This window comes from Haloarcula pelagica, from assembly GCF_030127105.1.
Taxonomy (GTDB): Archaea; Halobacteriota; Halobacteria; order Halobacteriales; family Haloarculaceae; genus Haloarcula; species Haloarcula pelagica.
This window is the reverse complement of sequence record NZ_CP126161.1, coordinates 2,319,669-2,345,446: the sequence shown is the minus strand read 5'-3', so window position 1 is coordinate 2,345,446 and position 25,778 is coordinate 2,319,669. Positions and strand designations below refer to the sequence as shown.

General features: G+C 68.5%; 30 protein-coding genes. 20 read left to right on the top strand and 10 right to left on the bottom strand.

What is annotated here, in order from left to right; all coding sequences use genetic code 11:
* The first annotated feature begins 94 nt into the window (after window positions 1-94).
* Both P1L40_RS12325 and P1L40_RS12320 read left to right on the top strand, forming a co-directional pair.
* Window positions 95-919 (top strand): YqcI/YcgG family protein, encoded by an 825-nt coding sequence (locus P1L40_RS12325; protein ID WP_284007370.1) that lies wholly within the window; start codon window positions 95-97, stop codon window positions 917-919.
* A complete protein-coding gene (locus P1L40_RS12320; RefSeq protein WP_284007368.1) occupies window positions 919-1,473 on the top strand; it encodes a cysteine hydrolase family protein in 555 nt (184 codons plus the stop codon). Before P1L40_RS12325 ends, P1L40_RS12320 begins: the two co-directional genes overlap by 1 nt.
* A gap of 27 nt (window positions 1,474-1,500) precedes the next feature.
* On the opposite strand, the gene P1L40_RS12315 is transcribed toward P1L40_RS12320, so the two are convergent.
* A complete protein-coding gene (locus P1L40_RS12315) occupies window positions 1,501-1,764 on the bottom strand; it encodes an ArsR family transcriptional regulator (RefSeq protein ID WP_284007366.1) in 264 nt (87 codons plus the stop codon).
* 130 nt (window positions 1,765-1,894) lie between these two features.
* Here P1L40_RS12315 and P1L40_RS12310 point away from each other — a divergent pair, with 130 nt between their 5' ends.
* Both P1L40_RS12310 and P1L40_RS12305 read left to right on the top strand, forming a co-directional pair.
* Complete coding sequence (locus P1L40_RS12310) at window positions 1,895-2,191, top strand: EMC6-like membrane protein (RefSeq protein ID WP_284007364.1); 297 nt, start codon at window positions 1,895-1,897, stop codon at window positions 2,189-2,191.
* 2 nt (window positions 2,192-2,193) lie between these two features.
* Complete coding sequence (locus tag P1L40_RS12305) at window positions 2,194-4,023, top strand: ribosome biogenesis/translation initiation ATPase RLI (protein WP_284007363.1); 1,830 nt, start codon at window positions 2,194-2,196, stop codon at window positions 4,021-4,023.
* Between the two features lie 45 nt (window positions 4,024-4,068).
* On the opposite strand, the gene npdG is transcribed toward P1L40_RS12305, so the two are convergent.
* Genes npdG through P1L40_RS12285 form a run of 4 tightly spaced genes read right to left on the bottom strand, consistent with a single transcriptional unit; the run spans window position 4,069 to window position 6,516 of the window.
* Window positions 4,069-4,734: an NADPH-dependent F420 reductase gene (gene npdG, locus P1L40_RS12300; protein ID WP_284007362.1), complete on the bottom strand. Its 666-nt coding sequence runs from the start codon at window positions 4,732-4,734 to the stop codon at window positions 4,069-4,071.
* A 54-nt stretch (window positions 4,735-4,788) separates the two neighbouring features.
* Window positions 4,789-5,178, bottom strand: coding sequence for a hypothetical protein (locus P1L40_RS12295; RefSeq protein WP_284007361.1), 390 nt, complete (start codon window positions 5,176-5,178; stop codon window positions 4,789-4,791).
* A gap of 40 nt (window positions 5,179-5,218) precedes the next feature.
* A complete protein-coding gene (locus P1L40_RS12290) occupies window positions 5,219-6,082 on the bottom strand; it encodes a TIGR01548 family HAD-type hydrolase (protein ID WP_284007359.1) in 864 nt (287 codons plus the stop codon).
* 35 nt (window positions 6,083-6,117) lie between these two features.
* A complete protein-coding gene (locus tag P1L40_RS12285) occupies window positions 6,118-6,516 on the bottom strand; it encodes a UPF0146 family protein (protein WP_284007357.1) in 399 nt (132 codons plus the stop codon).
* Between the two features lie 39 nt (window positions 6,517-6,555).
* On the opposite strand from P1L40_RS12285, the gene P1L40_RS12280 reads away from it, so the two are divergent.
* Window positions 6,556-7,077, top strand: coding sequence for an archaemetzincin family Zn-dependent metalloprotease (locus tag P1L40_RS12280; RefSeq protein ID WP_284007355.1), 522 nt, complete (start codon window positions 6,556-6,558; stop codon window positions 7,075-7,077).
* An 83-nt stretch (window positions 7,078-7,160) separates the two neighbouring features.
* Window positions 7,161-7,376 carry a hypothetical protein gene (locus P1L40_RS12275; protein ID WP_284007354.1) on the top strand — a complete coding sequence of 72 codons (216 nt, stop codon included), beginning with the start codon at window positions 7,161-7,163 and terminating at the stop codon, window positions 7,374-7,376.
* A gap of 85 nt (window positions 7,377-7,461) precedes the next feature.
* Here the strand turns inward: P1L40_RS12275 and P1L40_RS12270 are convergent, their stop codons facing one another.
* Window positions 7,462-7,728: a thioredoxin domain-containing protein gene (locus tag P1L40_RS12270; protein WP_284007353.1), complete on the bottom strand. Its 267-nt coding sequence runs from the start codon at window positions 7,726-7,728 to the stop codon at window positions 7,462-7,464.
* A 97-nt stretch (window positions 7,729-7,825) separates the two neighbouring features.
* Here P1L40_RS12270 and P1L40_RS12265 point away from each other — a divergent pair, with 97 nt between their 5' ends.
* From P1L40_RS12265 to P1L40_RS12255, 3 genes are all read left to right on the top strand, one after another.
* Window positions 7,826-7,987: a preprotein translocase subunit Sec61beta gene (locus P1L40_RS12265; RefSeq protein WP_284007352.1), complete on the top strand. Its 162-nt coding sequence runs from the start codon at window positions 7,826-7,828 to the stop codon at window positions 7,985-7,987.
* A gap of 145 nt (window positions 7,988-8,132) precedes the next feature.
* Window positions 8,133-8,507: a DUF7532 family protein gene (locus P1L40_RS12260; RefSeq protein ID WP_284007351.1), complete on the top strand. Its 375-nt coding sequence runs from the start codon at window positions 8,133-8,135 to the stop codon at window positions 8,505-8,507.
* Complete coding sequence (locus tag P1L40_RS12255; protein WP_284007350.1) at window positions 8,504-9,895, top strand: ribonuclease FAU-1 family protein; 1,392 nt, start codon at window positions 8,504-8,506, stop codon at window positions 9,893-9,895. The genes P1L40_RS12260 and P1L40_RS12255 overlap by 4 nt, the downstream gene beginning before the upstream one ends.
* Here P1L40_RS12255 and P1L40_RS12250 read toward each other — a convergent pair.
* A complete protein-coding gene (locus P1L40_RS12250; RefSeq protein WP_284007349.1) occupies window positions 9,887-11,290 on the bottom strand; it encodes an LVIVD repeat-containing protein in 1,404 nt (467 codons plus the stop codon). The genes P1L40_RS12255 and P1L40_RS12250 overlap by 9 nt on opposite strands.
* A 42-nt stretch (window positions 11,291-11,332) precedes the next feature.
* Window positions 11,333-11,914 (bottom strand): LURP-one-related/scramblase family protein, encoded by a 582-nt coding sequence (locus P1L40_RS12245; RefSeq protein ID WP_284007347.1) that lies wholly within the window; start codon window positions 11,912-11,914, stop codon window positions 11,333-11,335.
* A 239-nt stretch (window positions 11,915-12,153) separates the two neighbouring features.
* Between P1L40_RS12245 and uvrA the strand changes: the two genes are divergently transcribed.
* The 8 genes from uvrA (at window position 12,154) to P1L40_RS12205 (ending at window position 23,088) form a co-directional block, all read left to right on the top strand.
* On the top strand, window positions 12,154-15,135 hold the full coding sequence (uvrA, locus tag P1L40_RS12240; RefSeq protein WP_284007346.1) for an excinuclease ABC subunit UvrA: 2,982 nt from the start codon (window positions 12,154-12,156) through the stop codon (window positions 15,133-15,135).
* A 71-nt stretch (window positions 15,136-15,206) separates the two neighbouring features.
* Window positions 15,207-15,968, top strand: a complete 762-nt coding sequence (locus tag P1L40_RS12235; protein WP_284007345.1) for a hypothetical protein — start codon at window positions 15,207-15,209, stop codon at window positions 15,966-15,968.
* A gap of 50 nt (window positions 15,969-16,018) precedes the next feature.
* Window positions 16,019-17,905 (top strand): S9 family peptidase, encoded by a 1,887-nt coding sequence (locus P1L40_RS12230; RefSeq protein WP_284007343.1) that lies wholly within the window; start codon window positions 16,019-16,021, stop codon window positions 17,903-17,905.
* A 44-nt stretch (window positions 17,906-17,949) separates the two neighbouring features.
* Window positions 17,950-18,906 carry a WD40/YVTN/BNR-like repeat-containing protein gene (locus P1L40_RS12225; protein WP_284007341.1) on the top strand — a complete coding sequence of 319 codons (957 nt, stop codon included), beginning with the start codon at window positions 17,950-17,952 and terminating at the stop codon, window positions 18,904-18,906.
* A 73-nt stretch (window positions 18,907-18,979) separates the two neighbouring features.
* Entirely contained in the window at window positions 18,980-19,960 is a 981-nt protein-coding gene (locus P1L40_RS12220) for an AAA family ATPase (RefSeq protein ID WP_284007339.1), read from the top strand.
* A gap of 41 nt (window positions 19,961-20,001) precedes the next feature.
* On the top strand, window positions 20,002-20,676 hold the full coding sequence (locus tag P1L40_RS12215) for a DUF4129 domain-containing protein (protein WP_284007338.1): 675 nt from the start codon (window positions 20,002-20,004) through the stop codon (window positions 20,674-20,676).
* A complete protein-coding gene (locus P1L40_RS12210; protein ID WP_284007336.1) occupies window positions 20,673-22,595 on the top strand; it encodes a DUF58 domain-containing protein in 1,923 nt (640 codons plus the stop codon). The genes P1L40_RS12215 and P1L40_RS12210 overlap by 4 nt, the downstream gene beginning before the upstream one ends.
* The gene (locus P1L40_RS12205) at window positions 22,582-23,088 is read left to right on the top strand and encodes a DUF7519 family protein (RefSeq protein ID WP_284007334.1); all 507 of its coding nucleotides are present in this window, start codon (window positions 22,582-22,584) and stop codon (window positions 23,086-23,088) included. Before P1L40_RS12210 ends, P1L40_RS12205 begins: the two co-directional genes overlap by 14 nt.
* A gap of 1 nt (window position 23,089) precedes the next feature.
* On the opposite strand, the gene P1L40_RS12200 is transcribed toward P1L40_RS12205, so the two are convergent.
* Window positions 23,090-23,476, bottom strand: a complete 387-nt coding sequence (locus tag P1L40_RS12200; RefSeq protein WP_284007333.1) for a hypothetical protein — start codon at window positions 23,474-23,476, stop codon at window positions 23,090-23,092.
* A 107-nt stretch (window positions 23,477-23,583) separates the two neighbouring features.
* On the opposite strand from P1L40_RS12200, the gene P1L40_RS12195 reads away from it, so the two are divergent.
* Entirely contained in the window at window positions 23,584-24,030 is a 447-nt protein-coding gene (locus P1L40_RS12195; protein WP_284007332.1) for a DUF5518 domain-containing protein, read from the top strand.
* Window positions 24,031-24,081: 51 nt separating this feature from the next.
* Window positions 24,082-25,164 carry a geranylgeranyl reductase family protein gene (locus tag P1L40_RS12190; RefSeq protein WP_284007331.1) on the top strand — a complete coding sequence of 361 codons (1,083 nt, stop codon included), beginning with the start codon at window positions 24,082-24,084 and terminating at the stop codon, window positions 25,162-25,164.
* 1 nt (window position 25,165) lies between these two features.
* Here P1L40_RS12190 and P1L40_RS12185 read toward each other — a convergent pair whose 3' ends face one another.
* On the bottom strand, window positions 25,166-25,411 hold the full coding sequence (locus tag P1L40_RS12185; protein ID WP_284007330.1) for a DUF8151 family protein: 246 nt from the start codon (window positions 25,409-25,411) through the stop codon (window positions 25,166-25,168).
* 81 nt (window positions 25,412-25,492) lie between these two features.
* On the opposite strand from P1L40_RS12185, the gene P1L40_RS12180 reads away from it, so the two are divergent.
* A complete protein-coding gene (locus P1L40_RS12180; protein WP_284007328.1) occupies window positions 25,493-25,720 on the top strand; it encodes a DUF7860 family protein in 228 nt (75 codons plus the stop codon).
* The last annotated feature ends 58 nt before the right edge of the window (window positions 25,721-25,778 follow it).

The window sequence follows — 25,778 nt, the reverse complement described above, 5'->3', positions numbered from 1 at the left end:
CATAATAGTTTTGAACGGCTCGCCGTTCGAGCCGGGCGGGACCGGAGCCACAGGGGACCGACGGATAGATGTCGACAGCGGCCAACTGACGGACATGAGCGATGCAGTCGTCGGTACGCTGCTCGATCAGGAGACGCTCGCGGCCTGGGTCGACGCCGGGGACGCCCCGTCGTGGGTCGCCGACCACTGGCGGACGTTCCGGGACGGGCTGACCGGGCAGCGGAACGGCTCGCCGTTTCCCTGTTTCTTCGGCGCCGAGTCGGTCAGGGAAGGTGAGCCACTGTACACCGCTGTCCCCTCGCTGACCGACCCGGACGCGCTGTTTTCACTCGGAGAGACGCTGCAGTCGTACCTGGCGACCTACCGGGACCACAGCGAGCGGGCGTCGCTGGTGACGTTTTTCGAGCCGACCGAGCGCCCGCTGACCGAATCCGAGTACCACGACGCGCTCTGGCACGTCCTCCAGTTCCTCCACGTCCACGACCCGGAGCCCTGGCCAGAGGCCATCCCGACCGACCCCGAAGACCCTCACTGGGAGTTCTGTTTCGCCGGCGAGCCGATGTTCCCGACCTGTCGGGCGCCCTTCTACGACACCCGCAAGAGCCGGTACTGCCCGGTCGGACTCGAGATCACGTTCCAGCCGCGCGCGCTGTTCGAGTCCCTGGACGTGACCGCCGACACGGCCGCCGGCCAGCACGCCCGCGAGGTGATCCAGGACCGACTGACGGAGTACGACGGCGTCTGCCCGCACGCCGACCTGGGCGACTGGGGCGTCGAGGGCGACCGCGAGTGGCCCCAGTACATGCTCGCCTCGGACGACGAGCAGGCCCCCGACGAGTGCCCGATGACTGTCACGCGCGACCACCCGAAGTCGAAGTGGCTCGTCGGGCGGCCCGGACAGTCGGAGCCGGCCGACTGATGGCTCCCGATCCGGCGCTCCTGCTGGTGGACTTCCAGCGGGGGTTCGACGACGACCGGTGGGGCCCCCGCAACAACCCCGACGCGGAGGGCCACGCCGAGCGGTTGCTGGCGACCTGGCGCGAGCGCGGCTCTCCTGTCGTCCACGTCCGCCACGACTCGACGGAGCCGGACTCGCCCTTGCGGGACGGGGAGCCCGGGTTCGCGTTCACGCCGGGACTGGCACCGGACGACGGCGAACACGTCGTCACGAAACGAGTCAACGGCGCGTTCGTCGGCACGGACCTGGAGTCGTGGTTACGGGAGCACGACATCGGGTCCCTCGTCGTCTGTGGGCTGACGACCGACCACTGCGTCTCGACGACGGTCAGGATGGCGGAAAACCGCGGGTTCGCGGTCACCGTCGTGCAAGACGCGACCGCGACGTTCGACCGGACGCTGGACGGCGAGACGTTCCCGGCCGATCTGGTCCACCGGACGGCGCTCGCACAGCTCTCGGGGGAGTTCGCGACGGTCACGAGGACCGCACGGCTCTGCGAGCGGAGCGCGGAGTGAGAGAGAACGCGGATCGCCGATGGCCGGTCAGTCCGAGACGGCGGCGTCGGCTTCGGCCGGCTGTTCGGTGATCTCGTAGAGGTTCTGTCGCGCGTCGGCGAAGTATACGTCCTCCTCGATGACACCGACTTCGTCGAGGCGTTCGAGTGCGTAGCGTACCGTCCGCGCCGAGAGCATCGACTCCTCGACGATCCCTTTCTGCGTGAGCGGCCCGTCGTACTCCAGAACTTTGTACACGAGCTTCGCGCTCGGAGGGAGATCCGCGATTTCCTCCCCGTCGGATTCCGTCATTACCTCCACCGAGAGGCGCCGGATGCATAAAGATTGAGGAGTTAGTTCGAGAGACCGGCCCTGGCGGCCACGAGCGACCGCGGATCGCGGAACCGCGCCCCTTTTGACCGTGGGTAGTCCAAGTGCGCGTATGGCAACGGACACGGCGGACGGCATGAGCTCGCACATGCGAGGGCTCACCGTCACGACGATCACGGCGGTGGCCGGTATCGCCGCGGCGTTCGCCTCGAACGCCGTCGCGAGCGGGGCGACCGATACCATCGGCATCGCCATCCTCGCAGCCGCCGTCCTCGCACAGTTCCCGGTCCTCAAGGTCGTCGGCATCGGCCAGGATGACCTCTCGACGAAGGATGTCCTCTACATCGCCTTCATGACGTTCGCGCTCTGGTTTGTCGCCTGGGGCATCCTGCTGACCACGGGGGCGTAACGATGGCCGAGGACAGTATCGCGGTCGTGGACCTGGAGCGGTGTCAGCCCGACCGCTGCAACTACGAGTGCATGAACTACTGCCCGCCCAACCGCAGCGGGAAAGAGTGCATCGTCAAACGGGAAGACAAGTACGAGGAGGACGAACCCTTCGAGGGCAAGCCCGACCAGGTCAGCATCTCCGAGGAGATCTGTCTGGGCGAGTCCTGTGGCATCTGTGTCACCAAGTGTCCGTTCGACGCGATCGAGATCGTCAACCTCCCCCAGGAGTTGACCGAGGAACCGGTCCACCGCTACGGCGAGAACGCCTTCGCCCTGTACGGCCTGCCCGCGCCCGCGGAGGGCCAGGTGACCGGCATCCTCGGCCCGAACGGGATCGGGAAGACGACCGCCGTCCGCATCCTGGCCGACGAGATGGCGCCCAACCTCGGCCAGTACGGCACCGAGCCGGGCTGGGACGAGATCTTGGACGAGTACCGCGGCACGGCGCTGCAGGACTACCTCGAACAGCTCCGTGACGGGGACATCACCGTCGCGCGCAAGCCTCAGTACGTCGACCGCATCCCCGACCAGTTCGACGGGACCGCGAGCGAACTGCTCGAACGGACCGACGAACGCGGGGCGCTCGACGAACTGATCGAGCGAACCGGCATCGGCCCGGTCGTCGACAACCACATCGGCGACCTCTCCGGTGGCGAACTCCAGCGGGTCGCGCTGGTGGCGACGCTGGCGCGGGACGCGGACTTCTACTTCCTCGACGAGATCACGCCGTACCTGGACATCGGCCAGCGGATGACCGCCGCGCGGCTGATCCGCGAGTTGGCCGAGGACGGCGACCGCTCGATGCTCGTCGTCGAGCACGACCTGGCGATCCTGGACCTGCTCGCGGACAACATCAACGTCGCCTACGGGACCCCCGGGGCGTTCGGTGTCATCACCTCGCCCAAATCCACCAAGAAGGGGATCAACGAGTACCTCTCGGGCTACCTGGAGAACGAGAACATGCGGGTGCGCCAGACCGAGATCGAGTTCGAGGAACACGCCCCCCGGACGGCCTCGACCGGCGACGTGGTCATCGAGTACCCGAACCTCACCAAGAGCTACGGCGAGGGCGAGTTCTCGCTCTCGATCGATTCGGGCACCATCCGCGAGAGCGAGGTGCTCGGTGTGGTCGGCCCCAACGGCATCGGGAAGTCCACCTTCGCGAAGATGCTCGCGGGCCGCCTGGAACCGAGCGAGGGATCGGTCGACGCGGATCTCGACATCGCCTACAAGCCCCAGTACATCGAGATCGACCAGCCGATGCGGGTCGACGCGTTCCTCTCGACGATCACCGACGATTTCGGGACCTCCTACTGGAACACCGAGATCGCCCAACCGCTGCAACTGGAGTCGGTGATGGAACAGCAACTCACCGACCTCTCCGGGGGCGAGCGCCAGCGGGTCGCCATCGCGGCCTGCCTCTCGAAAGACGCCGACCTCTATCTGCTGGACGAACCCTCCGCACACCTCGACGTGGAACAGCGTGTGCTGGCGACCTCGGCGATCCGGCGCTACGCCGAGAACCACGACGCCACGGCCATGGTCATCGACCACGACATCTACATGATCGACCTGCTGGCCGACCGGTTGCTGGTCTTCGAGGGCGAGCCCGCAAAGCAGGGACACGCGACCCCGCCCCAGGGGATGCGCGAGGGGATGAACGAGTTCCTGGCGAACCTCGATATCACCTTCCGCCGGGACGAACGGACCTCGCGGCCCCGGATCAACAAGCCGGGCTCGCAACTGGACCGCGAGCAAAAGAACGCGGGCGAGTACTACTACTCGCCGTAACGGGTCGGCTGCCGTCTCCGGAGTACGACCGCGACGAGCGGCCGCTCAGTTGAACCGCACGCCCAGGTCGTGCAGGCCGTCGTTGTGCCGCGCGACGTTGATCAGAAGCGGAGTGAGTCCCTCGACCTCGGCGGCGTTGGCGACCGGGCCGCCGTCGAGCGCGCGAAGCCCCTCGATCCCTTCCGCGAGGTCACTGACCGTCGCCTTGGCGTCGCCGTCGTCGCCGACGACGATGGTGTCCCAGTCGAGGGCGGCGTCCAGATCCGAGAGCCGACCGGCCGCGAGGTTGTGGAAGGCGCCGACGACCGGCGTCCCCTCGGGCGCGGCGTTTGCGGCCAGTTCCGTGACGCTGCCGACGCCCGGGCGGTTGTAGTGGAACCCGTCCTCGTCGCGTTTCATCCCGACGGCCGGTGAGACCAGTACCGCATCGCCCAGGTCGTCGGCGACGGCCTCGACGGTGTCCGTGAGGTGGTAGGCAGGGACGGCCGCGACGACCACGTCGGCGCGGGCCGTCGCCTCGGCGTTCGTCGCCCCGTCGATCTCGACCGACCGGCCGTGGTCCGCGAGGACCGCCTCGTAGTCGGCCGCGCTGTCCTCGGCTTTCTCGGCGTCCCGGGAGCCGACGACGAGCGTGTGGTCGGTGTCTCTCGCCCAGCGCAGCGCCAGTCCCTCACCGATGTCGCCGGTGCCGCCGAGGATCGCGATTTCCATACCGGGAGGGTGGGCCGAGCCGCGAATAAGCGTTGTGCGACCGGAGGTGCTTGCCTAGGTGTAGTGTTCCCAGGCGTAATCGAAGCCGCCACCGTAGGCGACGTACAGCCCGACGGCCAGCCCGATCAGGAACCCGAGTAGCTGTGCGACGATCGCCAGCGGCGAGGTGTGGCCCAGCAGGGCGTTCGCGATCGTCACCAGCGGGACCGTCGCGACGAACAGCGCGAGGATGAACATGAGCATCCGTCCGGGCCGGTGGGCCTCCTCGACGGTCGCTTCGTTCCGCCGGATGGTCCAGTAGGCCGCGCCGAAGGCGACGAGCTGGAACGAGACGGCGTAGACGGGGACGAGATCGACGGCGGGTTCGTAGACGGCCGCGCCGCTGACGATGGCGGTCCAGAGGCTCACCAGAAACGCCCAGGCCAGCATCGTCCGTTGGCGCATACCCCGGGGTGGGACGCCGCCGGCAAAAGGCCTCCCGGTCTCACTCCAGCAGTTCGGGGAGGTCGTTGACCGACTCGACGACGGCACTGGCGCCGACGCCGGCGAACTTCCGCCGGCCGTCTTCGCCCGTGAGCCCGCCGGTGAGGACGCCGACACCGTAGTAGACGCGGTCGTCGGCCTCGCCGGCGTTGACCGCCGTCGTCACGTCGTCTAGGGTGTCGCCGACGAAGGCGATCCGCTCGGCGTCGAACCGTTCGGCCAGCGTCACGAGCGCGGCCGGGTGGGGCTTGCCCTCCGCCCAGTCGTCCATCGTGAACCGGTGTTCGTCGGGCAGCTCCAGCCCCGCCCGGTCCAGGGCGATGGCGGCCTCGGCGGCCGGGCGGCCGGTGACGACGCCGACGGCGTAGCGTTCGGCGAGCGCTTCGAGCGTCCCGTCCTCGACGATGACCGGTTCGTCGTGGATGTAGCCGGGCGCGTCGAAAGCCGGCTCCCCGTCCTCCAGATCGCGATACAGCTCGCTTCCCAGATACAGCGTCTGGAACACCTCCCGAAGCCGGTCGGGCTCCCAGGCGTCGAACACCCGGTCGGCGGCGGCCGGGTCGAGGAGTTCCCGGACCACGGCTTTCGCGGCGTCCAGGCCGCCGCCGCGCTCGGCGATGGCGTCGGTGAAGGCCGCGATGTCGGCCACGTCGGCCTCGCGGCTGGCCAGGACGAACAGCGCCGCGGCGTCGGTGACCTCCCAGTCATTGTTGAACCCGCCGGCGTCCTTGAACCGCTGGATGTCCGACCGCGAGATCGTCTCACCGTACACCCTGTCGACGGACTCGACGACGGCTCGCCGGTAGGAGTCGGCCACGTCCACCAGGACGCCGTCAACGTCGAGAACGACCGCATCGACCTGCATACCCGCCGGGAGACACCCCGGACTCAAGCCTGTTGCTATCCCCTGTCGGTCGTGCGGTACAGCGTCACACCCCCGGGCAGTGACTCCCGGTCGACCGGGACCACCGGCGGATCGCCCCCGAGCGTGGTGAACCAGCAGGCCGCACCGACGGCCCGGGCGACCGACCGTAACGGCCGGTGGAGTTCTGGGGGGAGGTTGCGGGCGTAGACGATGTCACTGCCCTCGTAGACAGCCAGGTCGGGATCGGTAACGTCGTCGCGGACGAACCGGACACCGTCGGGGGTGGGTCGGTGCTGGATGTCCGTCGCCGTCACGCTCACCCCTCGGTCGACGAGCGCGGCGGCGACCGTCGGCCGGTTCCCCACCCCGACCTCGACGACGGACTCGGCGGCCCCAGCGAGGCGGTCGGCGAGGGCCGCGTCGGGATTGCTCACGTCGGGATATTTATGGGACGGCGGGGCATATGCGTTCGCATGCACGTCGACATCGTGCCGGTCGGTGAGGTCTCGGCGCAGGTCAAGCGCGAGGCCTCCGACGGGCTGCGGGCGACCTACGACTGCGAGGTCTCCATGCACGACCCCCAGTCCATCCCGGCCGGTGCGTACGATGCCGACCGCGATCAGTACCGCGCCGAGGAGTTCATCGATCTGGCCCGCCGGGTCGGGTCGGGCGGGAAGAACATCGCGATCACTCCGATGGATCTGTTCTACCGGCGCCGCAACTACGTCTTCGGCCTCGCGTATCTGGGCGGTTCGGGCAGTGTCATCTCGACGTATCGGCTCCAGACTTCCTCGGACGGCGGCTTCTCGAACCGCTCGGCCGGCGAGATATTCTCGGCCCGCGTCCGCAAGGAAGTCGTCCACGAGATCGGCCACACCCTCGGTCTGGAACACTGTGACAACAAGCGCTGTGTGATGAGCTTCTCCCCGACGGTGCGCCAGGTGGATGTCAAAGAGCCCTCGCTGTGTGGTTCCTGCCAGCGAAACGTCCTCTGAGCGGCGTCTGACTACCGGACGCGAGCGTGCCTAACGAGTTAGGACATCTCGATAATACCCTCTACGTCCTACCTGAGAGTGCAATGAGTAAGAGTCAGTCCCCCGACCGAGCCGAGGAACTCGGTGACATCTTCGTCTCGGTCACCGGCGGCGAATCGGTCACCGAACACCAGGACGACGAGCCGTCCGACCGGGAACTCCGCCCGGACGAGGAGTTCGACCCCAACGAGGTCGCCGACGGCCTCGACGACGCGGTGGCCGGGTCGGAGACTGGCGACACCAGCGACCCCGCCGCCTGATCCGGCGCCGGGTTCTTTCGCTCTCGACTGCCCGAGCGGCGGTGCTGTCGCTCGTCCGGTGGAGAGGCCAGTAGAAGGGACGCCCTCAGGCGCCGGCTTTCTGGAACGCGTCCTCTAGGTCGTCGGCCTGCGTGACGCCGACGAAGCGTTCGACGATGCCGTCGTCGTTCTCGATGATGAGTGTCGGCAGCGAGCGTACCTGATACTCGTTGGCAACGTCTTGCTCTTCGTCGACGTTGATCTTCTCGAACTCGACATCGGTCCACTCCTCTTTGAGGTCGTCAAGAATCGGGTCCTGCGTCTTGCACGGACCACACCAGTCGGCGTAGAAGTCCTTGAGTGTAACCGTCATGGTCTGTTCGTTGTAACCTATGGTACCAGATAAGGGTTGTCCATGTGTGCCGGCCGAAGCCGAAAGGCTTACTCCGCGGGACTGACCACAGTGGTGTATGAGCAGTAGCGACGGCGGCGGACTCATGTCCAGTGCCGGGCTGGTCCGGTACTTCGACGCCGAAGACCAGAACACGATCCGTGTCGACCCGCGAACAATCGTCGCCTTCGGCGTCCTGTTCGGTGTACTGATGCTCGTGCTGAACGCGACGGCGATCTGAGGCCGCTTCTTCCCTCGGGTCGCTCGACGACCCTCTATCGGGAAAACGATATCTGCCGGGCGCTGGGTGGCGTCGCTCGCGATCACCGCTCGCCACCCGCCCGCGAGTCGCGGCGTTTTTGCTCGCGTGTCACCCACCGGCGTGTATGCACTTCACCCAGCGCGAACAGCACGCGCTCCGCGAGGCCGGCGTCGAGCAGACGACGATCGAGGCGGCCTCCGAGACCGTCGTCGAGGCGACCGCCGACGCGGCCGCCGACATCGAGGCCTTCTTCGCCGAGGCGGAGACGGTCTACTCCGACATGGATCGGGCACACAGCGCCACCGACATCCAGGAACACGCCGTCGACTACTGTGACCTGTTCACCCACGCCGACGACATCCGCGGATATCTGCGGTTCGACCGCTGGGGGGTCCCCGTCGAGGGCGGGCGCGTCCTCAGCGCCGACGTGATCGAGCTGACGCTCGGGCCGACAGTGGACGGCCGGGTCCGGTTCGCCCGCGACGAGGCCGCGCTATGACGGTCAAGCTCAGAGGGATCTACACGACGGCGCTGACCCACCTGCTGACCGAGGCCGGCCACGAGGTCGTCCAGGCGTCGGGGCCGATCCGCGAGCGGTTCGACACCGATTTCGGGACCGAGCGAGCGGCGGTGACCGTCGCGACGACCGAGGACCGCCAAGGCGTCGGCGTCAGCGGGGACGACGGGACGGCCGAGACCGTCCTCGATACCGTCACCGACATCGGCCGGGACACGCTGTGGTGGACGGACCCGACGCCGGCCGGCGCCGTCTTCGCCGGCGAGGTGACCGAGACGCTCGGGAGCGGTGCCGTCGTCGACCTCGGCGCTGGCGAGGGGTTCCTGCCCTACGGTAACGCCGACGACCGCGTCGAGACCGGCGACCGGCTGCGCGTCCAGGTCGCCGAGGCCAGCGCCCCCTGGACCAACGGCCGGCCCGTACTGGAGACGACCGTCGCCGTCCGCGGGTCGCTGCTGTCGCTCGTCCGCGGGGGTAGCGCCGACACCGGCGGCGTCGGCGGCCCGTCGATGCTGGACCTGGTGGCCGCAGAGCCCCGCGACGGCTGGGGCGTCTCCTGGGAGATGGCCAGCGACGACGCCGACTTCGACGCGCTGGCGGCGGCGCTGTCGGCGGCCAACGAGCGGGCCGAAGCCATCGACGCCGCGCTCGCCGACGCGGCGCCGGCCGCGGAGGCCGCCCCGGACTGTTACTGGGACGGCGAGGCGACGACGTGGGTCTGGTTCGGCCGCGAGAGCCGCTTCGAACTGGACGAGGCCCGCCGGGCGGTGACGACGACGATGTCGGGCCACCACCGGCTGAAGGCCGGCCACCGCACCGCGAGCGCCGCCGTCGACTACGTGGAGGCGCTGTGTGGCGATCCCGGCGGGGAGTTCCCGTTCGGCGTGACGGCCGAGCAGTTCGGCCCGCGGGAGGGCGGGTCGCTCGAACTGGGCCACGGCAAGCCCGACGGGCGGCTCATCAGCCTGGGCCGGGCCGAGGTCCAGTCCGTCGAGGCCGATGGAACCGTGACCGTCGAACGGGACATGTCCCCCGGCGGCGAGTACGACGCACTGGGCGTCCCGAAGGAAGCCGGCGACGTGGCCGAGACGACGCTGAAGGAGGGGCGCTGGTGGTACCCGACGACATACCGCGACAGCGAGGGGACGACCAAGGGAACCTACGTCAACGTCTGTACGCCCGTCGAAATCTTCCCGGAGACGGCCCGCTACGTCGACCTGCACGTCGACGTGGTGCGCCACGCCGACGGCACCGTCGAGCGCGTCGACGACGACGAACTCGACGCCGCCGTCGCGGCCGGATCGGTGCCCGAGGAACTGGCAGAACGCGCCCGCGGCGTCGCGGCCGCCGTCGAAAACGTGCTATCGTGACCGGCGGTCGCGGCGGGCGTACCACGCCGTGAGCCCCAGCGCCGACAGCGCCCCGAGGACGCCGAACCCGTCGCCGGCGGCGCCGGTGTCCGTCCGCTCGGCCGACGCGGCCGGTGACGCCGTCGTGGCCGTCGGCGTCGCGGCGTCGGCCGGGTCCGGGAACGTGTAGAGGCCGGGCTGGACCTCGGCGCCCCCGACGGCGTTCGTGCTCGTGGCGACGAAGCAGTCGCTGGCCCGCTGTGCGGTCCAGAACGCCGTGTCGTCGGCGTCGCGCCAGGCGGCGATTTCACGCGGGTTCGCGGGGTCCGAGAGGTCGTGGACCCTGACGCCGCCGTTGTACCACGCCGAGTAACACCGGCCGCCGACCAACTCGAAGTTGTGTGCCGTCGTCAGGACGCCGCCGGGCGTGGGGTCGCTCGTCGGCGGCGGGTCGATCGTCGCGAGGTGGGTCGGCGCCGACAGGTCGGCGATATCGTAGAGCGCGAGCCCGCTGGGGCCGCCGCTGCCGTCGCCAGCGAGGTCCCACGACTCCGCGCCGACGCCCAGCAGTCCGGCGTCCTCGTCGACGGTGACGAAGTGGTCGTTCCCCGGCGGCTCGGACCGCTCGGTGTCGGGGTCCTCGATCGCAGCGAGCTCGGCGGGCGAGCGACCGCGGACCCGTGCCAGGAGCTCCGGTGTCGTCGGGTCAGAGACATCGAGCACCCACGTCCCGGCGTCCCAGTAGGCCAGATACGCGCGACCGTCCTGCACCCACACGTCGTGGAGCGGGCGGAGCGTCGCGGGAGCCTCGGCCCATCGCTCGTCGGCGTCGGTCAGCCGCCAGGTCCCGACCTCCCGGCCGGTCCGGGTGTCGACGACCAACAGCGGGCTCCCCTCGCGGCCGTTCCCGGTGAGATAGGCGTAACGGCCGTCGAAGTCGCAGTTGTGGATCGTCGTCTCGACCAGCGCGCTCCCGGTCCGAGCGGGAGACTGCCGGTCGCTCACGTCGAAGACGACCAGGCCGTGGGCCCCCTCGGCGGGGTGGGCGGGACCGGCGACCAGCAGTCGTGTCCCGCTGACAGCGAGGTCCTGCACGCGGCCGATCGGGCCGCCCTCGCTGTCGCCCAGCAGGTCGGTCCGGCGTGCCAGCAACCGCGGCCGCGTGGGCGCGACGATGTCGACGACCGCCAGTCCGTCACCGGTCGCGGCGTAGGCCGTGTGGCCGTCGGGGCTGGTGACGGCCTCGTAGGTCGCCGAGAGCGCGAGAAAGCCGAGCGGACCATCGCCCGTGGGCGTCTCCGCGACGGGGGTCCGGTCGTCGCCCTCGGGCAGCGGGTGGCCGGACACGGTCTGGCTCCCGAGACCAGCACCGACACCGGCGAGGCCGACGCTGTGGAGAAACGCCCGGCGGTCCATACCGACGGTCGGGGCCAGGCAGCAAGAAACGTTGCGGTCGTCTCAGTTGCCCTGGATGGCGTCGATGACCATCGCGGCGGCGATGATGACCTCCTTCGGGACGGAACTGGCGTCGTCGATCGTGATGTCGTAGCGGTCTTTCATCGAGAACTGACCGTCGATGTTGCCGACGTGGCCGCCGTCGCTGTCGGTGATCTCGTACTTGTGGGGGATCCACTGGCCGAACGGGAGGAAGTTCCGGGCGAGCGTGACCGCGGCGCCCTGTGAGTCGATCTGGGCGAGCATCTCCTCGGTCCCCGCGTCGCGGATCCGCCAGGTATCCTGCAGGATCGAGAAGTCGTTGTCGAGGACGACCAGGTCCTCGCCGGTCTGGGAGTCGGTCAGTGTGTAGTTGCCAGCGACATCGAGCATGCTGCCGGCGTTGACCTCGAAGACATCGGTGTCGTTCTCGTCGACGAACGGGAACGACTCCTTGGCCTTGAACATCTTCTGTTTGCCACGGAGGACGACGCTGCCGGTCTGGTCCATCGCCTTGTACTTGTTGCGGACGAGACTCTGCTCGACGGTGTAGCTGTCGTCGGTCAGGTCCAGCCCCTTGATGTCGTACGTGCCAGTTGTACTCATATTTCTGATCGTCTACACACAGTCACTTAGTTGTGATGGAAGCAACAGGAATAATATACATAGTCATACCGAGAGCGGCGGAAACCGTCGTTCAGGCAACGAGACGGACACCGCCCGTACCCCCACGTGTTCGAACGACCACACGGCCGTCTGTGACTCGTCCGCTCGACGAGGTCGATCGGGCAGGACGGGCAGGAACCGACAGGGTTTCACGGCCACCGTCCTTGGAAGCCCCATAGATGAGCAAGGACGTCATCGAGGTCCGCGGTGCCGAGGAGCACAACCTCAAGGACGTCGACGTGGAGATTCCCCGCGAGGAACTCACCGTCGTCACGGGGTTGTCGGGGTCGGGGAAGTCCTCTCTCGCCTTCGAGACAGTGTACGCCGAGGGCCAACGCCGGTACATCGAGTCGCTGTCGGCGTACGCCCGGAACTTCCTAGGCCAGATGGACAAACCCCAGGTCGAGAACGTCGAGGGGCTCTCGCCGGCCATCTCCATCGACCAGAAGAACGCCGCCAACAACCCACGGTCGACGGTCGGTACGGTGACGGAACTCCACGACTACCTCCGCCTGCTGTACGCCCGGGTCGGGACGCCCCACTGCCCCGAGTGTGGCCGCGAAGTGGGCGAGCAGTCCGCACAGAACATGGTCTCACGGATTCTGGACCTCCCCGAAGGGACCCGACTGAAACTGTGTGCGCCGGTCGTCCGCGACCAGAAGGGCGCCTTCGAGGACCTGTTCGACGACCTCGTCAGCGAGGGGTACTCCCGTGTCGAGGTCGACGGGGAGGAGTTCGACCTGACGCTGGACCGACCGGACCTGGACGAGAACTACGACCACACCGTCGACGTGGTGGTCGACCGGGTGAAAGTCTCGCCCGACGCCCGCTCGCGGATCACCGACTCCGTCGAGACTGCCCTGGAAGAAGCGGACGGGACGCTGAAGGTCGTCGTCCCCGACCCGCCGGAAGGCGCCAGTGAGGCCCTGGGCGGGTCGACGGCCCGGTCGACCGGCGCACTCGGGGACGCCGAGGACGACGAGACGGCGGCCGAGGACGACCGCCTGGTCGTCGAACTCTCCGAAGATCTGGCCTGTACCCACTGCGGGATCGACATCTCGGAGATCGAGACTCGCTCCTTTTCGTTCAATTCGCCCCACGGGGCCTGCCCGGAGTGTGAGGGGCTGGGCGAGACCAAGGAGGTCAGCGAGGACCTCGTGATCACGGACCCCTCGAAGCCGCTGAAACACGTCTTCGAGCCCTGGAGCTACGACCGGACGTACTACTCCCGGCAACTGGACAACGTCGCCGACCACTTCGGCGTCTCGCTGGATACCCCCTTCGAGGAACTGGACGAGTCGATCCAGCGGCAGTTCCTCTACGGCACCGACGAGCTAGTCCACTTCGAGTGGCGGACCAAAAACGGCACCCGCGAGAAGACCGAGCGCTTCGAGGGCGTCATCCCGAACCTCGAACGCCGCCACGTCGAGACCGACTCCGACCGCGCCCGCGAGCACATCGAGGAGTTCATGGCGACGACGACCTGCCCGGCCTGTGAGGGGACCCGCCTCAAGGCCGAGTCCCGTGCGGTGCTGGTCGACGGCACCGCCATCACCGCGGTCAATCGGATGTCGATCGGCGACGCCCTGACCCACTTCGAGGAGATGGAGTCGAACCTCTCGGCCCGGGACACCAAGATCGCCGAGGAGATATTGAAGGAGATCCGCGCCCGTCTGGGGTTCATGCAGGAGGTCGGCCTGGAGTATCTGACCCTTGACCGGGAGGCAGCGACCCTCTCGGGCGGGGAGAGCCAGCGCATCCGCCTGGCGACACAGATCGGGAGCGGCCTTGTGGGCGTGCTGTACGTCCTCGACGAGCCCTCGATCGGGCTCCACCAGCGCGACAACGACCGGCTGCTCAACACCTTAGAGGAACTGCGGGACCTGGGCAACACGCTGCTGGTGGTCGAACACGACACCGAGACGATGCGCCGGGCCGACAACGTCATCGACATGGGGCCCGGCCCGGGCAAGCAGGGCGGCGAGGTCGTCGTCAACGGGCCACAGGAGGCGTTGATAGCCGCCGACGAGTCGATCACGGGCGACTATCTGGCCGGCGAGCGACAGATCCCGGTGCCCGACGAGCGCCGCGCGGCCGACGGTCACCTCACCGTCCGGGGCGCCCGCCAGCACAACCTCGCGGACCTGGACGTGGCGTTCCCGCTTGGCACGTTCACCGCCATCACCGGCGTCTCCGGCTCCGGGAAGTCGACGCTGATGCACGACGTGCTGTACAAGGGCCTCGTGCGCCGGATGAACGACACCGATGTCAATCCGGGCGAACACGACGCCATCGAGGGGATCGAGGCGATCGAGACGGTCCGCTTGATCGACCAGTCACCCATCGGCCGCACGCCACGGTCGAACCCCGCGACCTACACGAACGTCTTCGACCACATCCGAGAGCTGTTCGCCGAGACGAACCTCTCGAAGCAACGGGGCTACGAGAAGGGGCGGTTCTCGTTCAACGTCAAGGGCGGCCGCTGTGAGGGCTGTGGCGGCCAGGGCACCGTCACCATCGACATGAACTTCCTCTCGGACGTGGAGGTGCCCTGCGAGGAGTGTGGCGGCGCCCGCTACAACGACGAGACGCTCGATGTCGAGTACAAGAGCGCGACCATCGCGGACGTGCTGGGGATGACCGTCGACGAGGCCTACGACTTCTTCGAGAGCCACAGCGGTATCCGCCGCCGGCTGGAACTCCTGAAGGACGTTGGCCTGGGCTACATGCGACTGGGCCAGCCCTCGACGACCCTCTCGGGCGGGGAGGCCCAGCGCATCAAACTCGCGGAGGAACTGGGCAAGAAAGACTCCGGCGAGACGCTGTATCTGCTGGACGAACCCACGACGGGACTTCACCCGGCGGACGAACGGAAACTCATCGACGTGCTCCACCGCCTCACCGACGACGGCAACACCGTGGTGGTCATCGAGCACGAACTCGACCTCGTCAAGAACGCCGACCACATCGTCGACCTCGGACCGGAGGGCGGCGAACACGGCGGCCGTCTGGTCGCCGAAGGCACTCCCGAGGCCGTCGCGCGAACCGAGGAGTCTCACACTGGCCGGTACCTCCGTGATCTGCTGCCCGGCGTCGACCTGGAGGGGCCACGCGCCGACCGGGACGCCGACGAGGTCGCCGCGAAAGCCGACGACGACTGACGGGCGCTCGACGCCGCGAGCTGTGTTTACGGCCACCAACCCTTTTGTGACTGTCGCCGGACACGGTCCGTATGGCACAGTCGACAGCCGAGTCGACACGGAAACGGGGGATCGGTGGGCTGGCACAGCAGGCGAACCCGGCCTTTGCGGCGGGGGCAGTGGCGGTCCCGCTCGTGGCGTTCGCCGCGGCGGTCGCCAGCGGCCGAATCCGTGCGCTGACGTACGTCCACGTGATGGCCGGCGTCCTCTGGACCGGGATCGACCTGTTCATGGGACTGGTGCTGGGACCGGTGCTGGGCGGCCAGGAGCCCGAACAGCGTGCCTCGTTCTTCCAGTCGTTCACGCCGAAGATGACGTTCCTGATGCCGACGCTGGCGACGGTGACGATCACCGGCGGCATCCTGCTGGCGCTGCGACTCGGGAAGTTCCCGAACGCCGATCCGTGGCTGGCGCTCATGACCGCGGCGACGACCATCCCCGTCGTCGTGCTGATCGGCTCGCAGTTCGACGCGCTGACCGACCCGAAGACGCTGGTGGCGCTCGCCCTGGCGGTCGTCGGGTCGGGCGCGTACCTCTGGACCACGCTCCCCGAGTTCGCGATGACTTCCCCGTGGATCGTCGCCACGCTGGCGATCGTGACCCTGTTGACGATCCAGGGGTTCGGCGTGATCCTCCCCGGCGAGGTGCGGATCTACCGGCAGGTCGTCTCGGCGGACCCCGATGTCGACCTGATCTCGGAGATCGGGATGCGAAACGCCCGGCTGGGCGGGTTTCAGGGACTGCTCCAGTTGGCGATCGTCTTCGTGATGGTCGGCCTGCGGTGGTGGACCTGAACTGCCGGAGGCAGAAGACATATTGTCGCGTCGTAACAGGTTAGGCAGGTATGCCCGACCCTGACGCCGACGACGTGCTGGCGGAACTGGCGAGTCTCCCGACGATCGCACACCCGACCGCCTCCCCCGACGGCAGCGAGGTCGCGTTCTACTACGACGCCAGTGGCCGGAACGAACTCCACGTGCTGGATATCGAGACCGGCGAGCACACCCGGTGGAGCGACGGCGAAGTCCCGCGAAACGCCCGCTGGTTCGTCGAGTGGGACGCCGACGGCGACCGCGTGTACTTCCACCTGGACGACGACGGCAACGAGCAAAACGACATCTACGCCATCGACCGCGACGGGGCGGTCGAACCCGTCGTCGAACTGGACGGCCAGACCGTCCTCGCGGATGTCGGCGAGGACGGGGAGACGCTGCTCGTCGGTTCGACCCGTGACGGCCAGATGAACCTCTACAGTCACGACCTGGCGTCGGGCGAGACGACCAAACGCACCGACTACGACCGAGCGGTCCACGGGGGGCTGCTCTCGCCCGACTACGAGCGGATCGCCTACGCGACCAACGAGTCCGCCGACTTCGACAACCTCGATGTCTACGTCGCGAACGCCGACGGCTCCGACCCCCGGAACCTCGACCTCGGGGAGACCGGTGCGGAGGCGACGCCGGTCGACTGGGGACCCGACGGCGAGCGACTGCTCGTCTCAGACAACAGCGCCGACCTGACCCGGAGCGGCGTCTACGACCTCCGAACCGACGAGGTGACGTGGTTCGACTCCGACAGCGAGGAAGCGCCCGCCTTCTTCATGCCCGACGGCGAGCGGTTCCTCGCGATCCGGACCCGCGAGGCCGCGAAGATGCCCGTCGTCTCCGACATCGAGTCCGGCGAGTCCCGCGAACTCGATCTCCCCGAGGGGGTCGCCGGCTTCGGGCTGGCCGGCGACGCGGTCCTGTCCGACGACCGGGTCCTGCTGACCCACACGACACCGACCCGCCGGCCGGATCTGCTGGCCTACGACCTCTCGACCGACGAGACCGAGACGCTCGTGCCCGCCGAGTACGGCCCGTTCTCGCCCGCGGACTTCGCAGACGCCGAGTACGTCACGTTCGACTCCGACGGTGTCCCGGAGACGCCACAGGCCGCCGTCGAACACGACCCCTACGACACCTTCGAGATCGGCGGACTGTTGTACGACTCCGGCGAGCGACCGTCGCCGCTGATCGTCAACCCCCACGGCGGTCCCCGCGGGATGGACGACAAGGCCTTCGACCTGTACACGCAGTTCCTGATCCAGGAAGGCTACTCGGTGCTCCAGGTGAACTACCGGGGCTCGACCGGCCGCGGGCGCTCGTTCGTCCGCGAACTGTACGACGACTGGGGCGGCGCCGAGCAGGGCGACGTGGCGACCGGCGCCGAGTTCGTCCTCGCCGAGTACGACTGGCTCGATTCGGACCGCGTGGCCGTCTTCGGGGGCTCCTACGGTGGCTACTCGGCGTACTGGCAACTGGTCCAGTACCCGAAGCTGTACGACGCCGGCGTCGCCTGGATCGGCCTGACCGACCTCGAAGCGATGTACGAGACGACGATGCCCCACTACCGCACGGAACTGCTGGAGAAGAACATCGGGACGCCCGAATCGAACCCCGACCTCTACCGCGAGCGCTCGCCGGTCCAGTACGTCGAGAACCTCTCGGCACCGCTGTTCATGCTCCACGGCGTCAACGACCGCCGCGTGCCCGTCTCGCAGGCCCGCCTGTTCCGGGACGCGCTGGACGACTTCGGCTACACCGAAGACGAGGAGGGCGACTACGAGTACACCGAACTCGGGAAGGAGGGCCACGCCTCCTCCGACATCGATCAGAAGATCCGGCTGTTCGAACTGCTTTCGGACTTCCTCGACCGACGGCTGGGCGTCGAGTCCGCCACCGAGGACTGACACTCCGGCGGTAGTTTTCTGCCGGTCCGCCCCCTACCATCGGTATGAACACCGCCTACGCAGCCCTCTCGGATCGCGTCCTCGTCGGCACCGGCGACGAGTGGAAAGACCGACTGGTGAGCCACGACATCGAGTGTCTCGCGGCCCATCCCGGCGCGCCCGACCGGGCGTTCGTCGGCACCGTCGACGCCGGCCTCCAGTACACGACCGACGGCGGCAGTTCCTGGTCGATCGCTCTGGACACCGACGACCGCGTGACTGCGGTCACCGTCGACCCGCAGGACCCCGACGTGGTGTGGGCCGGAACGGAGCCGAGCGCCGTCTATCGATCCGGCGACGGCGGCCGGAGCTGGACCGAACGCGAGGGGCTGACCGACCTGGCGTCGGCGGCGCGATGGTCGTTCCCGCCCCGCCCCCACACCCACCACGTCCGCTGGCTCGCGGTCGCGCCCGACGACGCCGACCGACTCTACGTCGCCATCGAGGCCGGCGCGTTCGTCCGCAGCCCCGACGGCGGCGAGACGTGGCTCGACCACCCCACGGGCGCCCGCCGGGACAACCACACGCTCGCGACCCACCCGGACGCGCCCGACCGGGTCTACACCGCCGCCGGCGACGGCTACGCCCGCTCTGACGACCGCGGTGAGACGTGGACACACCCCCAGGACGGGCTGGCCCACCGATACGTCTGGAGCATCGCGGTCCATCCCGAGAACCCGGAGACCGTCGTCGTCTCGGCCGCGACCGGCCCGCGCCGTGCCCACTCGACGGCGGGTGAGAGCTACGTCTACCGGTCGACCGGCGACGCCTGGGAGCAGGCGATGGCCGGGCTGTCGGGTCCCGACGGCCTCGCTCGGCCGGTACTGGCCAGCGGCGAGAACGGGCTCTACGCGCTGACGAACCACGGGCTGTTCCGATCGGACGCCGGGCACGAGTGGACCCGCGTCGGCCAGTGGACGACCGAGTACGATCAGGTGCCCCGTGGGCTGGCAGTGGTCTAGAGAGGTGTTGTGATCCTGCCCCAGTAAGTTCCGTCAGCGATATTACTGTTCCTGTCGACAGTACCGAACTGGAATGGACGTTCCACAAGCCCGCTCTGACTGCGAGCAGGTCCTCCAGACCGTCTCGTCGTGTGTCGTCGCCGACCACGAGTTCCTCGAACAGATACTGACGGCGGTGCTCGCGCAGGGACACGTCCTCATCGAGGACGTCCCTGGAACCGGAAAGACGCTGACGGCGCGCAGTTTCGCGTCGGCACTTGGACTCTCGTTCTCGCGGATCCAGTTCACACCCGACCTCCTGCCCGCCGACATCACCGGCACGCACATGTACCGCGAGGAGCGCGGAACGTTCGAGTTCAGCGAAGGACCGATCTTCGCAAACTTCGTGCTCGCCGACGAGATCAACCGTGCACCGCCGAAGACACAGGCGGCGTTGCTCGAAGCGATGGGCGAGAGCCAGGTTACCGTCGACGGAGATACCCACCCGCTTCCGGACCCGTTCGTCGTCGTCGCGACCCAGAACCCTGTCGAGAGCGAGGGCGTGTTCCCACTCCCGGCGGCACAGCGCGACCGGTTCCTACTGAAGCGGAGTATCGGCTACCCGGACGCGACCGCAGAACGGGGGCTGTTACGCCAGCGGACACGCCGGGACGAGCGGACGCCGTCGGCCGAAACAGTGCTCGACCCCGAACGCGTCCGGGCGTTGCAGGCGGTCCCCGAGACGGTCACTGTCCACGACGACGTCATCGGATACATCACCGACATCGTCCACCGGACACGTGAGGACACACGCGTCGAGGTCGGGGTCTCCCCACGCGGGACGCAGCGCCTCCTCGAAGCCGCGCGGGCGAGGGCGGTCGTCGAGGGACGGGCGTTCGTCCGACCCGTCGACGTCACGAGGGTCACGGAACCGGTGCTCGCCCACCGACTCGCACTGACGACCGACGCGACCGTCGACGGAACGACCACCGAAGACGTCGTCGCGACAACAGTGGATACTGTCCCGGTCCCGACCGTCTCGGCTCCGGACGAGCGAGCGGTGACGGATGGGTGAGCCGATGACAGCCAAGACACCACGGGGCCGGAGGCGATAGCATGCAACGGCTGGTCCCGATGGCCCTCGCTATCCTCGCCGTCCTCGTACTGGGATTCGTCGCGGCGTCTGTCGGTACCGTCTCGACCACCCCGACCGTCGATTCGACGAAGACACCGCCACCGCAGACCAAAGATAGCGGTCCGCCCGGAATTGCCACCCGAGAACGCAACGGCACTCAGTCACAGCAGACGGTGACACAGCCTCGCGGAACGCCCACACCCACACCCGCGCCAGCGGACACAGCGCCCCCGCTGTGGCAAGTCGCCGCCGGTCTCGGACTGTTCCTGGTCGGGAGTCTCGTGGCTCTGTACGGACTGACCCGCGGCGACAGCGAGAGCGACGACACGTCGAACGAGGACGAGCCGTCGAGACCGACAGCACCCGACCCCGAGACGGTGACGCTCTCCCAGGACGTCCCCCCGACGAACGACATCTACCGGACCTGGCGAGCGCTACACGACCGGGTCGAGGTGAACGCGGACAGGACGACGCCGGCCGACGTCGCCTCGGCAGCGGTCGCGGCTGGCTACCCGGAATCGGCAGTCGCCACACTCACCGAGAGCTTCTGTGCCATCCGGTACGGTGACGCAGCACCGACAGAGCGTCGCGAACAGCAGGCCCGTGACCTGGCAGTGACACTGGGCCTCCAGATCAGTATGGAGGGAGACACGTGACCGAGCGTGAGCGCCGGATCGTCCTCCTCGGAGTCCTGGCGGCGGCCTGTGGTATCGCGCTGGTACTGGTTCCCGGACTGGGTGACGCGGTCCTCCCGCGTGTCGCCGCGGTACTGCTGACAGTCGCTGTCGGGGTCGGCGCAGTCGTCGTCGCCGTCGGGGAACTCTTCTCCGCAGACGATCCCGAGACGACACTGCCGACACCCGAGACACGACCCGACTATCGACGCCCCGGTTCGGAACTGGCGACCATACTATCGGCGGTCGGTCTGGTCGGCCGGCGCCGGCTGACCGACGACACAGTGCGAGGCGAGGAACCGACAGCACGAGAGCGACTCCATGCGGCACTCCACGAACTCGCTGTCGGTGTGCTGTCACGCGTCGACGGTACCCCGGCCGGCGTCGCCGCCGAACGACTGCAACGCGGTGACTGGACAGACGACGCGGCGGCGGCAGCTTTCTTCACCGGCGATCTGTGCCCACCACTATCGCGGTGGGCGTACCTGCCAGGTCGACAGCCCGATCTCCCGATCGTCGAACGGGCGCACCACGCCGTGACAGCGCTCGCAGACCTGTCTGGTGAGCCAGTCCCCGACCCGTCGGCTCGGTTCGAACCGCCGACAGCACAGCGTGACGACGACTGGCCGCCCGCCGATCCGCCCGAGACACGGGCTACGGGACGGACCAGACGAGTCGTCGTTGGAACCCTGCTCGCCAGCGGGGTCGGTGTGGTGTTTGGCTATCCGGGGACAGTCCTGACCGCGACGCTCGGAGTCGCACTCGCGGGGGCTGCCAGAGTGTGGACACCGACAGTCGATCTGCGCGTCACCCGCTCGCTGAGTACGACGACGCCGGCGCCCGGCGAGACGGTGACGGTAACCGTCACGATCGAGAACACCGGCCCGACGACGCTCCCGGACATCCGGGTAGTGGACGGGGTGCCGACCGGGTTGACAGTCGACGACGATTCGCCGCGGTCCACGACAGCGTTGCGGCCGGGCCGGGCCACGACAGTCTCGTACAGTGTCACAGCCGTCGAGGGGCACCATACGTTCGCCCCGACAGCCGTCGTCGTCGGTGACGTCGCCGGGGCGACGGAGACGCTCGTACCCGTCGCAGCGACCGACGGCCCGACGACGCTCCGCTGTGGGTTCACGGAAGCGGGCGACGAGACGCACACGCCTCGGTCCCAGGTCACACGCGATTCCGGCCAGCGGGTGGCTGACGCCAGCGGTGCCGGTGTCGAGTTCGACACGCTCCGGGAGTACCGACCGGGCGACCCGCCCACACGGATCGACTGGCACCACCGGGCAAAGACGGGCGATCTCGCGACAGTCGACTTCCGGGAGCCGCGACGCCCCCGCGTCGTTATCGTCCTCGATACGCGGCCGGAAGCGTACGTCGCGCCGACCGCCGGCGGCATCCCGGGACCACGACGGGGTGCGGTCGCTGCCGCGGAGATCGGCACAGGTCTGCTCGCGGACGGCGTGCCGGTCGGACTTACCACGACCACCGGAGGCTGCTGGATCTCCCCACAGGCGGGCGCCAAGCAGCGAACGACGATACGGACCGAACTTGCGGGGGAGGACGCCGTCCCCTGGCGGCCGCCGTCGACAGCTGACGATGTGGACGAGATCGCCAGGAGGGTCGGGGCACGCCTCGACCCCGACGTGCAAGTGGTGTTCGTCTCACCGCTGTGTGACGACGGCGGCGTCACGCTCGCGCGACGGCTGGAACTCGATGGCCACACCGTGAGCGTCGTCAGTCCGGACTGCACCGACCCGACAACCGTCGAAGGTGCGTACGGCCGCCTCGCCCGCCGGGGGCGCCTGTCCACGCTCCGTAGCCACGGGATTCCGGTGACAGATCGGACCCCTGCGGCGGGGAGTATGGAGGTGGGTGGCCGTGTCACAGTCTGAGTCGACGCCCGGAAACTACGCGCCACCACGACTCAGCCTCGGTCTCGGTGCCGTCGCCACACTCGCTGTCTTCGTACTCGTCGCCCCTGCCCCGGCACCGCTCGGTATCGCCACACTGGGCACGCTACTGGGTGTGCTTGGGATCGTCCGTGACCAGGACGTGCTCTGCTCGCTGGGCGGGATCGGGCTCTTCGGTAGTGTCCTCCTGGCCGGGACGGCGGAACACTCGGCGGTCTGGCTGCTCGGTGCCTCCATCCCCGTCGTACTCGCCTGGGCCACCGCCAGGTACGCCTGCCGACTGGGCCGGCAGGTGGGTCACGGTGTCCCGACTCATCGTGTCGAACTCGTCCACGCCGTCTCGACGCTGGCGATTCTCGTCGGTGGCGGCGGCGTCGGCTACCTCGCCTACCACGGTGCGGTGACGAGCACGTCGCCACTCGCACTGGGATTGCTGTTGCTCGCTGCCGTCGCGTTCACCGTCGCACTCCGGTGACCTACAGCGCCCCACCGACCAGGAGGAGCGGGACCGCCGTCACCGCCGTCGCGACCGCGGACAGGAGGACGATCTTGATCGCCGTCCGCCGATCGGCTCGCACCGCCTCGGCTTCGGCGACCGAGCCGGTCGTCCCGCCCGAACCCGTCAGGTCGTAGCGCGCCAGCGCACCGAAGGCAGCACAGAACCGGAAGTAGTCCTGCAGGATGCCGATCCACCCACCGAAGACGAACGCGATGGCGCCCCACACTGCGGTCGCCGGGAGCACGTCGAGAACGACAGCCAGGACGAGGGCCACCGCGACGGCGAACGATCCGACACCGGCGACCCGCCGCCGGCGTCGCTCGACCGCGCCGATGTTGCAGACACCGGGCTGGTACTCTGTCATGTCTGTCCGCAGGGGCCGAACAGGCATATGCGGTCCGACTACGGCAGCGGCCCAGGGGCGACCGGCCGTCGGGAGGGTTTATGTACCCGGGCTGATAATACGCGCCCGTGACCCGAATTGGTTCCCTCCACGAATTGAGCGACACCTGGCGGTTCGCCCTGCTGGGTGGCGTTCTCTCGATACCGTTCACCCTCACGAGCTACTGGCAGTCCGGCTCCGAGATGTCGCTGAGCTCGGTGTTCTTCGCCGCGATCCTCGTCGGCTATCTCGCGAAACAGCGCGGACTCCGGAGCAGCGCCGTCGGGGTCCGAACCGGAGTGGTCGGTTCGCTCCCGACGGTGTGGGTCGCCTGGGACATGGTGACCGCGCTGGCCGCGCTGGACGGTCCGACCTGGTTCGTCACCGGTGGCTCGATCGCGATGCTGCTGTTCGTGCTGGTGGTGCTCGGGATCGTGGCAGGGATCTCGGCGGTGTTCGGCGCACTGGGCGGACGTGTGGGCGGCTGGCTCGCCGAACGGAACGGCGGCGGCAACCGTCCGGCGGCCGGTCACTGATCGCCGCCCGAATCGAGAAGGCATTTGCCCCCTGACACCCTGACGACGCGTATGCACGACGTTGTCGTCGTCGGTGCCGGCCCCGCGGGCTCCCGGTACGCCCGCCGGGCCGCCCGAGCAGGGCTCGACGTGGTCGTCTTCGAGCAGGGGGCGGTCGGCGAGCCCCTGGCCTGTTCGGGCCACGTCAGTACGGACATCTGGCAGTTCACCGAGGACGCACGCGACGACCTCCTCCAGAACGAGGTCTTCGGCGCGCGCTTTCACACCGGCGGTCCCGGTAGCGACGACTACCCCTTCTACAAGGACGAACCCGTCTCGAACGTCATCGACCGCGTCGGGCTCGACCGCCACCTGGCCGAACTGGCTCGCGCGGCCGGTGCCGACGTTCGCGAGGGCCACACCGTCGTCGGCGTCACCGAGGACCGCGACGGCGTCACCGTCGCGGTCCGCGGGCCGGACGGCGTCGAGACCCACCGCGCCCTGATGGTCGCGGGCTGTGACGGCCCCAAGAGCCGCGTCCGGCGCGAACTGGGGCTGCCCGAACCCGGCGAACTCCTCCACGGCGTCCTCGGCTTCGACGGGGCCGCCGACCACGGCGACTTCGTCGATGTCCACCTCACCGTCCCGCGGTTTTTCGCCTGGCGCATCCCGCGCGGCGAGGCCGGCGTCGAGTACGGGCTCGCGGTCCCGCCCGGCGACGACGCGCCGGGCCGGTTCGAGGAGTTCGTCGGCGGGTACGGCGCGGACGTGAGCCGGCGCTGTTCGGGACTGATCCCGGTCGGCCCACCGAAGCGCGTGACGGGCCGGCGCTCGTTCCTGATCGGCGACGCCGCCGCACAGACGAAACCGTTCACCGGCGGCGGCATCCTCTACGGCATGACCGCGGCCGACCACGCTGCACGCGAGATCGATCCCGCGGAGCCGGCGACGCTCGGCGAGTACGAGCGGGCCTGGCGCGAGGAACTCCGGACCGACATCAGGCTGGGCCACGCCGTGCGGGCGGGCTACTCGGTGCCCGAACCGATCCAGCGGGCCGGGATGCGCCTCTTCGAGGGCGAGATCGGCGTCCACATGGACCGGCCGACGACGGTCTTCTCGCGCGAGCAGTTGAAGGCGCTGTTCTCCCGGTCCTGACTCAGTTCGCCAGCGCCCGGCCGACCGGAACAGCGACTCGCTTGTAGCCGAGCAGATAGACGCCCGCGTACAGTGCGAGCGCGCCCATCCCGAGTTCCCAGAGCCCGAAGACGGACTGACCGGCCAGCAGGTCCGCCAGCCCGGCGTTTTCCGCCAGCGCACCGACGGCGGTGAGGACACCGGCGGCGACGGCAGAGAGGACGACACCCAGAAGTTCCACGATCGACTCCGAGACGAATCCGTTCATCGACAGCGGCTATGCGAGAGGTGATTGTAGTCCTTTCGCCGAATGGAAACCGTCTTTACCCCGAGCCGTGGCCCACACAGTATGGGACAGACACAGAGTATGGATCACGCGACGATGGCGAAACGGGGGTTTTTTCTGGGCGTCGGGCTGTTCGTCGTCGGAGTGCTGGGTGAGACGGTCGGGCAGGCCGTCGCCGGCCCGCTGCCCGGCTGGGAACACCTCCTGTTGACCAACATGGAAGGGCTCGGTATCCTGATCGGGCTGTTGTCGCCGCTGGTGTTCGGGATCGTCCTGCCGCTGACGGAGTGACTGGTCGGTCGCCGGCCGTGTTGGTAGAAGCTATTTAGCACTACTCCAAGTACCACCG

Bases quoted from the DNA above. Each gene is read 5' to 3' on its own strand.
- P1L40_RS12325 (WP_284007370.1), top strand. From the start codon at position 95: ATGAGCGATGCAGTCGTCGGTACGCTGCTCGATCAGGAGACGCTCGCG.
- P1L40_RS12320 (WP_284007368.1), top strand. From the start codon at position 919: ATGGCTCCCGATCCGGCGCTCCTGCTGGTGGACTTCCAGCGGGGGTTC.
- P1L40_RS12315 (WP_284007366.1), bottom strand. From the start codon at position 1,764: ATGACGGAATCCGACGGGGAGGAAATCGCGGATCTCCCTCCGAGCGCG.
- P1L40_RS12310 (WP_284007364.1), top strand. From the start codon at position 1,895: ATGGCAACGGACACGGCGGACGGCATGAGCTCGCACATGCGAGGGCTC.
- P1L40_RS12305 (WP_284007363.1), top strand. From the start codon at position 2,194: ATGGCCGAGGACAGTATCGCGGTCGTGGACCTGGAGCGGTGTCAGCCC.
- npdG (WP_284007362.1), bottom strand. From the start codon at position 4,734: ATGGAAATCGCGATCCTCGGCGGCACCGGCGACATCGGTGAGGGACTG.
- P1L40_RS12295 (WP_284007361.1), bottom strand. From the start codon at position 5,178: ATGCGCCAACGGACGATGCTGGCCTGGGCGTTTCTGGTGAGCCTCTGG.
- P1L40_RS12290 (WP_284007359.1), bottom strand. From the start codon at position 6,082: ATGCAGGTCGATGCGGTCGTTCTCGACGTTGACGGCGTCCTGGTGGAC.
- P1L40_RS12280 (WP_284007355.1), top strand. From the start codon at position 6,556: ATGCACGTCGACATCGTGCCGGTCGGTGAGGTCTCGGCGCAGGTCAAG.
- P1L40_RS12275 (WP_284007354.1), top strand. From the start codon at position 7,161: ATGAGTAAGAGTCAGTCCCCCGACCGAGCCGAGGAACTCGGTGACATC.
- P1L40_RS12270 (WP_284007353.1), bottom strand. From the start codon at position 7,728: ATGACGGTTACACTCAAGGACTTCTACGCCGACTGGTGTGGTCCGTGC.
- P1L40_RS12265 (WP_284007352.1), top strand. From the start codon at position 7,826: ATGAGCAGTAGCGACGGCGGCGGACTCATGTCCAGTGCCGGGCTGGTC.
- P1L40_RS12260 (WP_284007351.1), top strand. From the start codon at position 8,133: ATGCACTTCACCCAGCGCGAACAGCACGCGCTCCGCGAGGCCGGCGTC.
- P1L40_RS12255 (WP_284007350.1), top strand. From the start codon at position 8,504: ATGACGGTCAAGCTCAGAGGGATCTACACGACGGCGCTGACCCACCTG.
- P1L40_RS12250 (WP_284007349.1), bottom strand. From the start codon at position 11,290: ATGGACCGCCGGGCGTTTCTCCACAGCGTCGGCCTCGCCGGTGTCGGT.
- P1L40_RS12245 (WP_284007347.1), bottom strand. From the start codon at position 11,914: ATGAGTACAACTGGCACGTACGACATCAAGGGGCTGGACCTGACCGAC.
- uvrA (WP_284007346.1), top strand. From the start codon at position 12,154: ATGAGCAAGGACGTCATCGAGGTCCGCGGTGCCGAGGAGCACAACCTC.
- P1L40_RS12235 (WP_284007345.1), top strand. From the start codon at position 15,207: ATGGCACAGTCGACAGCCGAGTCGACACGGAAACGGGGGATCGGTGGG.
- P1L40_RS12230 (WP_284007343.1), top strand. From the start codon at position 16,019: ATGCCCGACCCTGACGCCGACGACGTGCTGGCGGAACTGGCGAGTCTC.
- P1L40_RS12225 (WP_284007341.1), top strand. From the start codon at position 17,950: ATGAACACCGCCTACGCAGCCCTCTCGGATCGCGTCCTCGTCGGCACC.
- P1L40_RS12220 (WP_284007339.1), top strand. From the start codon at position 18,980: ATGGACGTTCCACAAGCCCGCTCTGACTGCGAGCAGGTCCTCCAGACC.
- P1L40_RS12215 (WP_284007338.1), top strand. From the start codon at position 20,002: ATGCAACGGCTGGTCCCGATGGCCCTCGCTATCCTCGCCGTCCTCGTA.
- P1L40_RS12200 (WP_284007333.1), bottom strand. From the start codon at position 23,476: ATGACAGAGTACCAGCCCGGTGTCTGCAACATCGGCGCGGTCGAGCGA.
- P1L40_RS12190 (WP_284007331.1), top strand. From the start codon at position 24,082: ATGCACGACGTTGTCGTCGTCGGTGCCGGCCCCGCGGGCTCCCGGTAC.
- P1L40_RS12185 (WP_284007330.1), bottom strand. From the start codon at position 25,411: ATGAACGGATTCGTCTCGGAGTCGATCGTGGAACTTCTGGGTGTCGTC.
- P1L40_RS12180 (WP_284007328.1), top strand. From the start codon at position 25,493: ATGGGACAGACACAGAGTATGGATCACGCGACGATGGCGAAACGGGGG.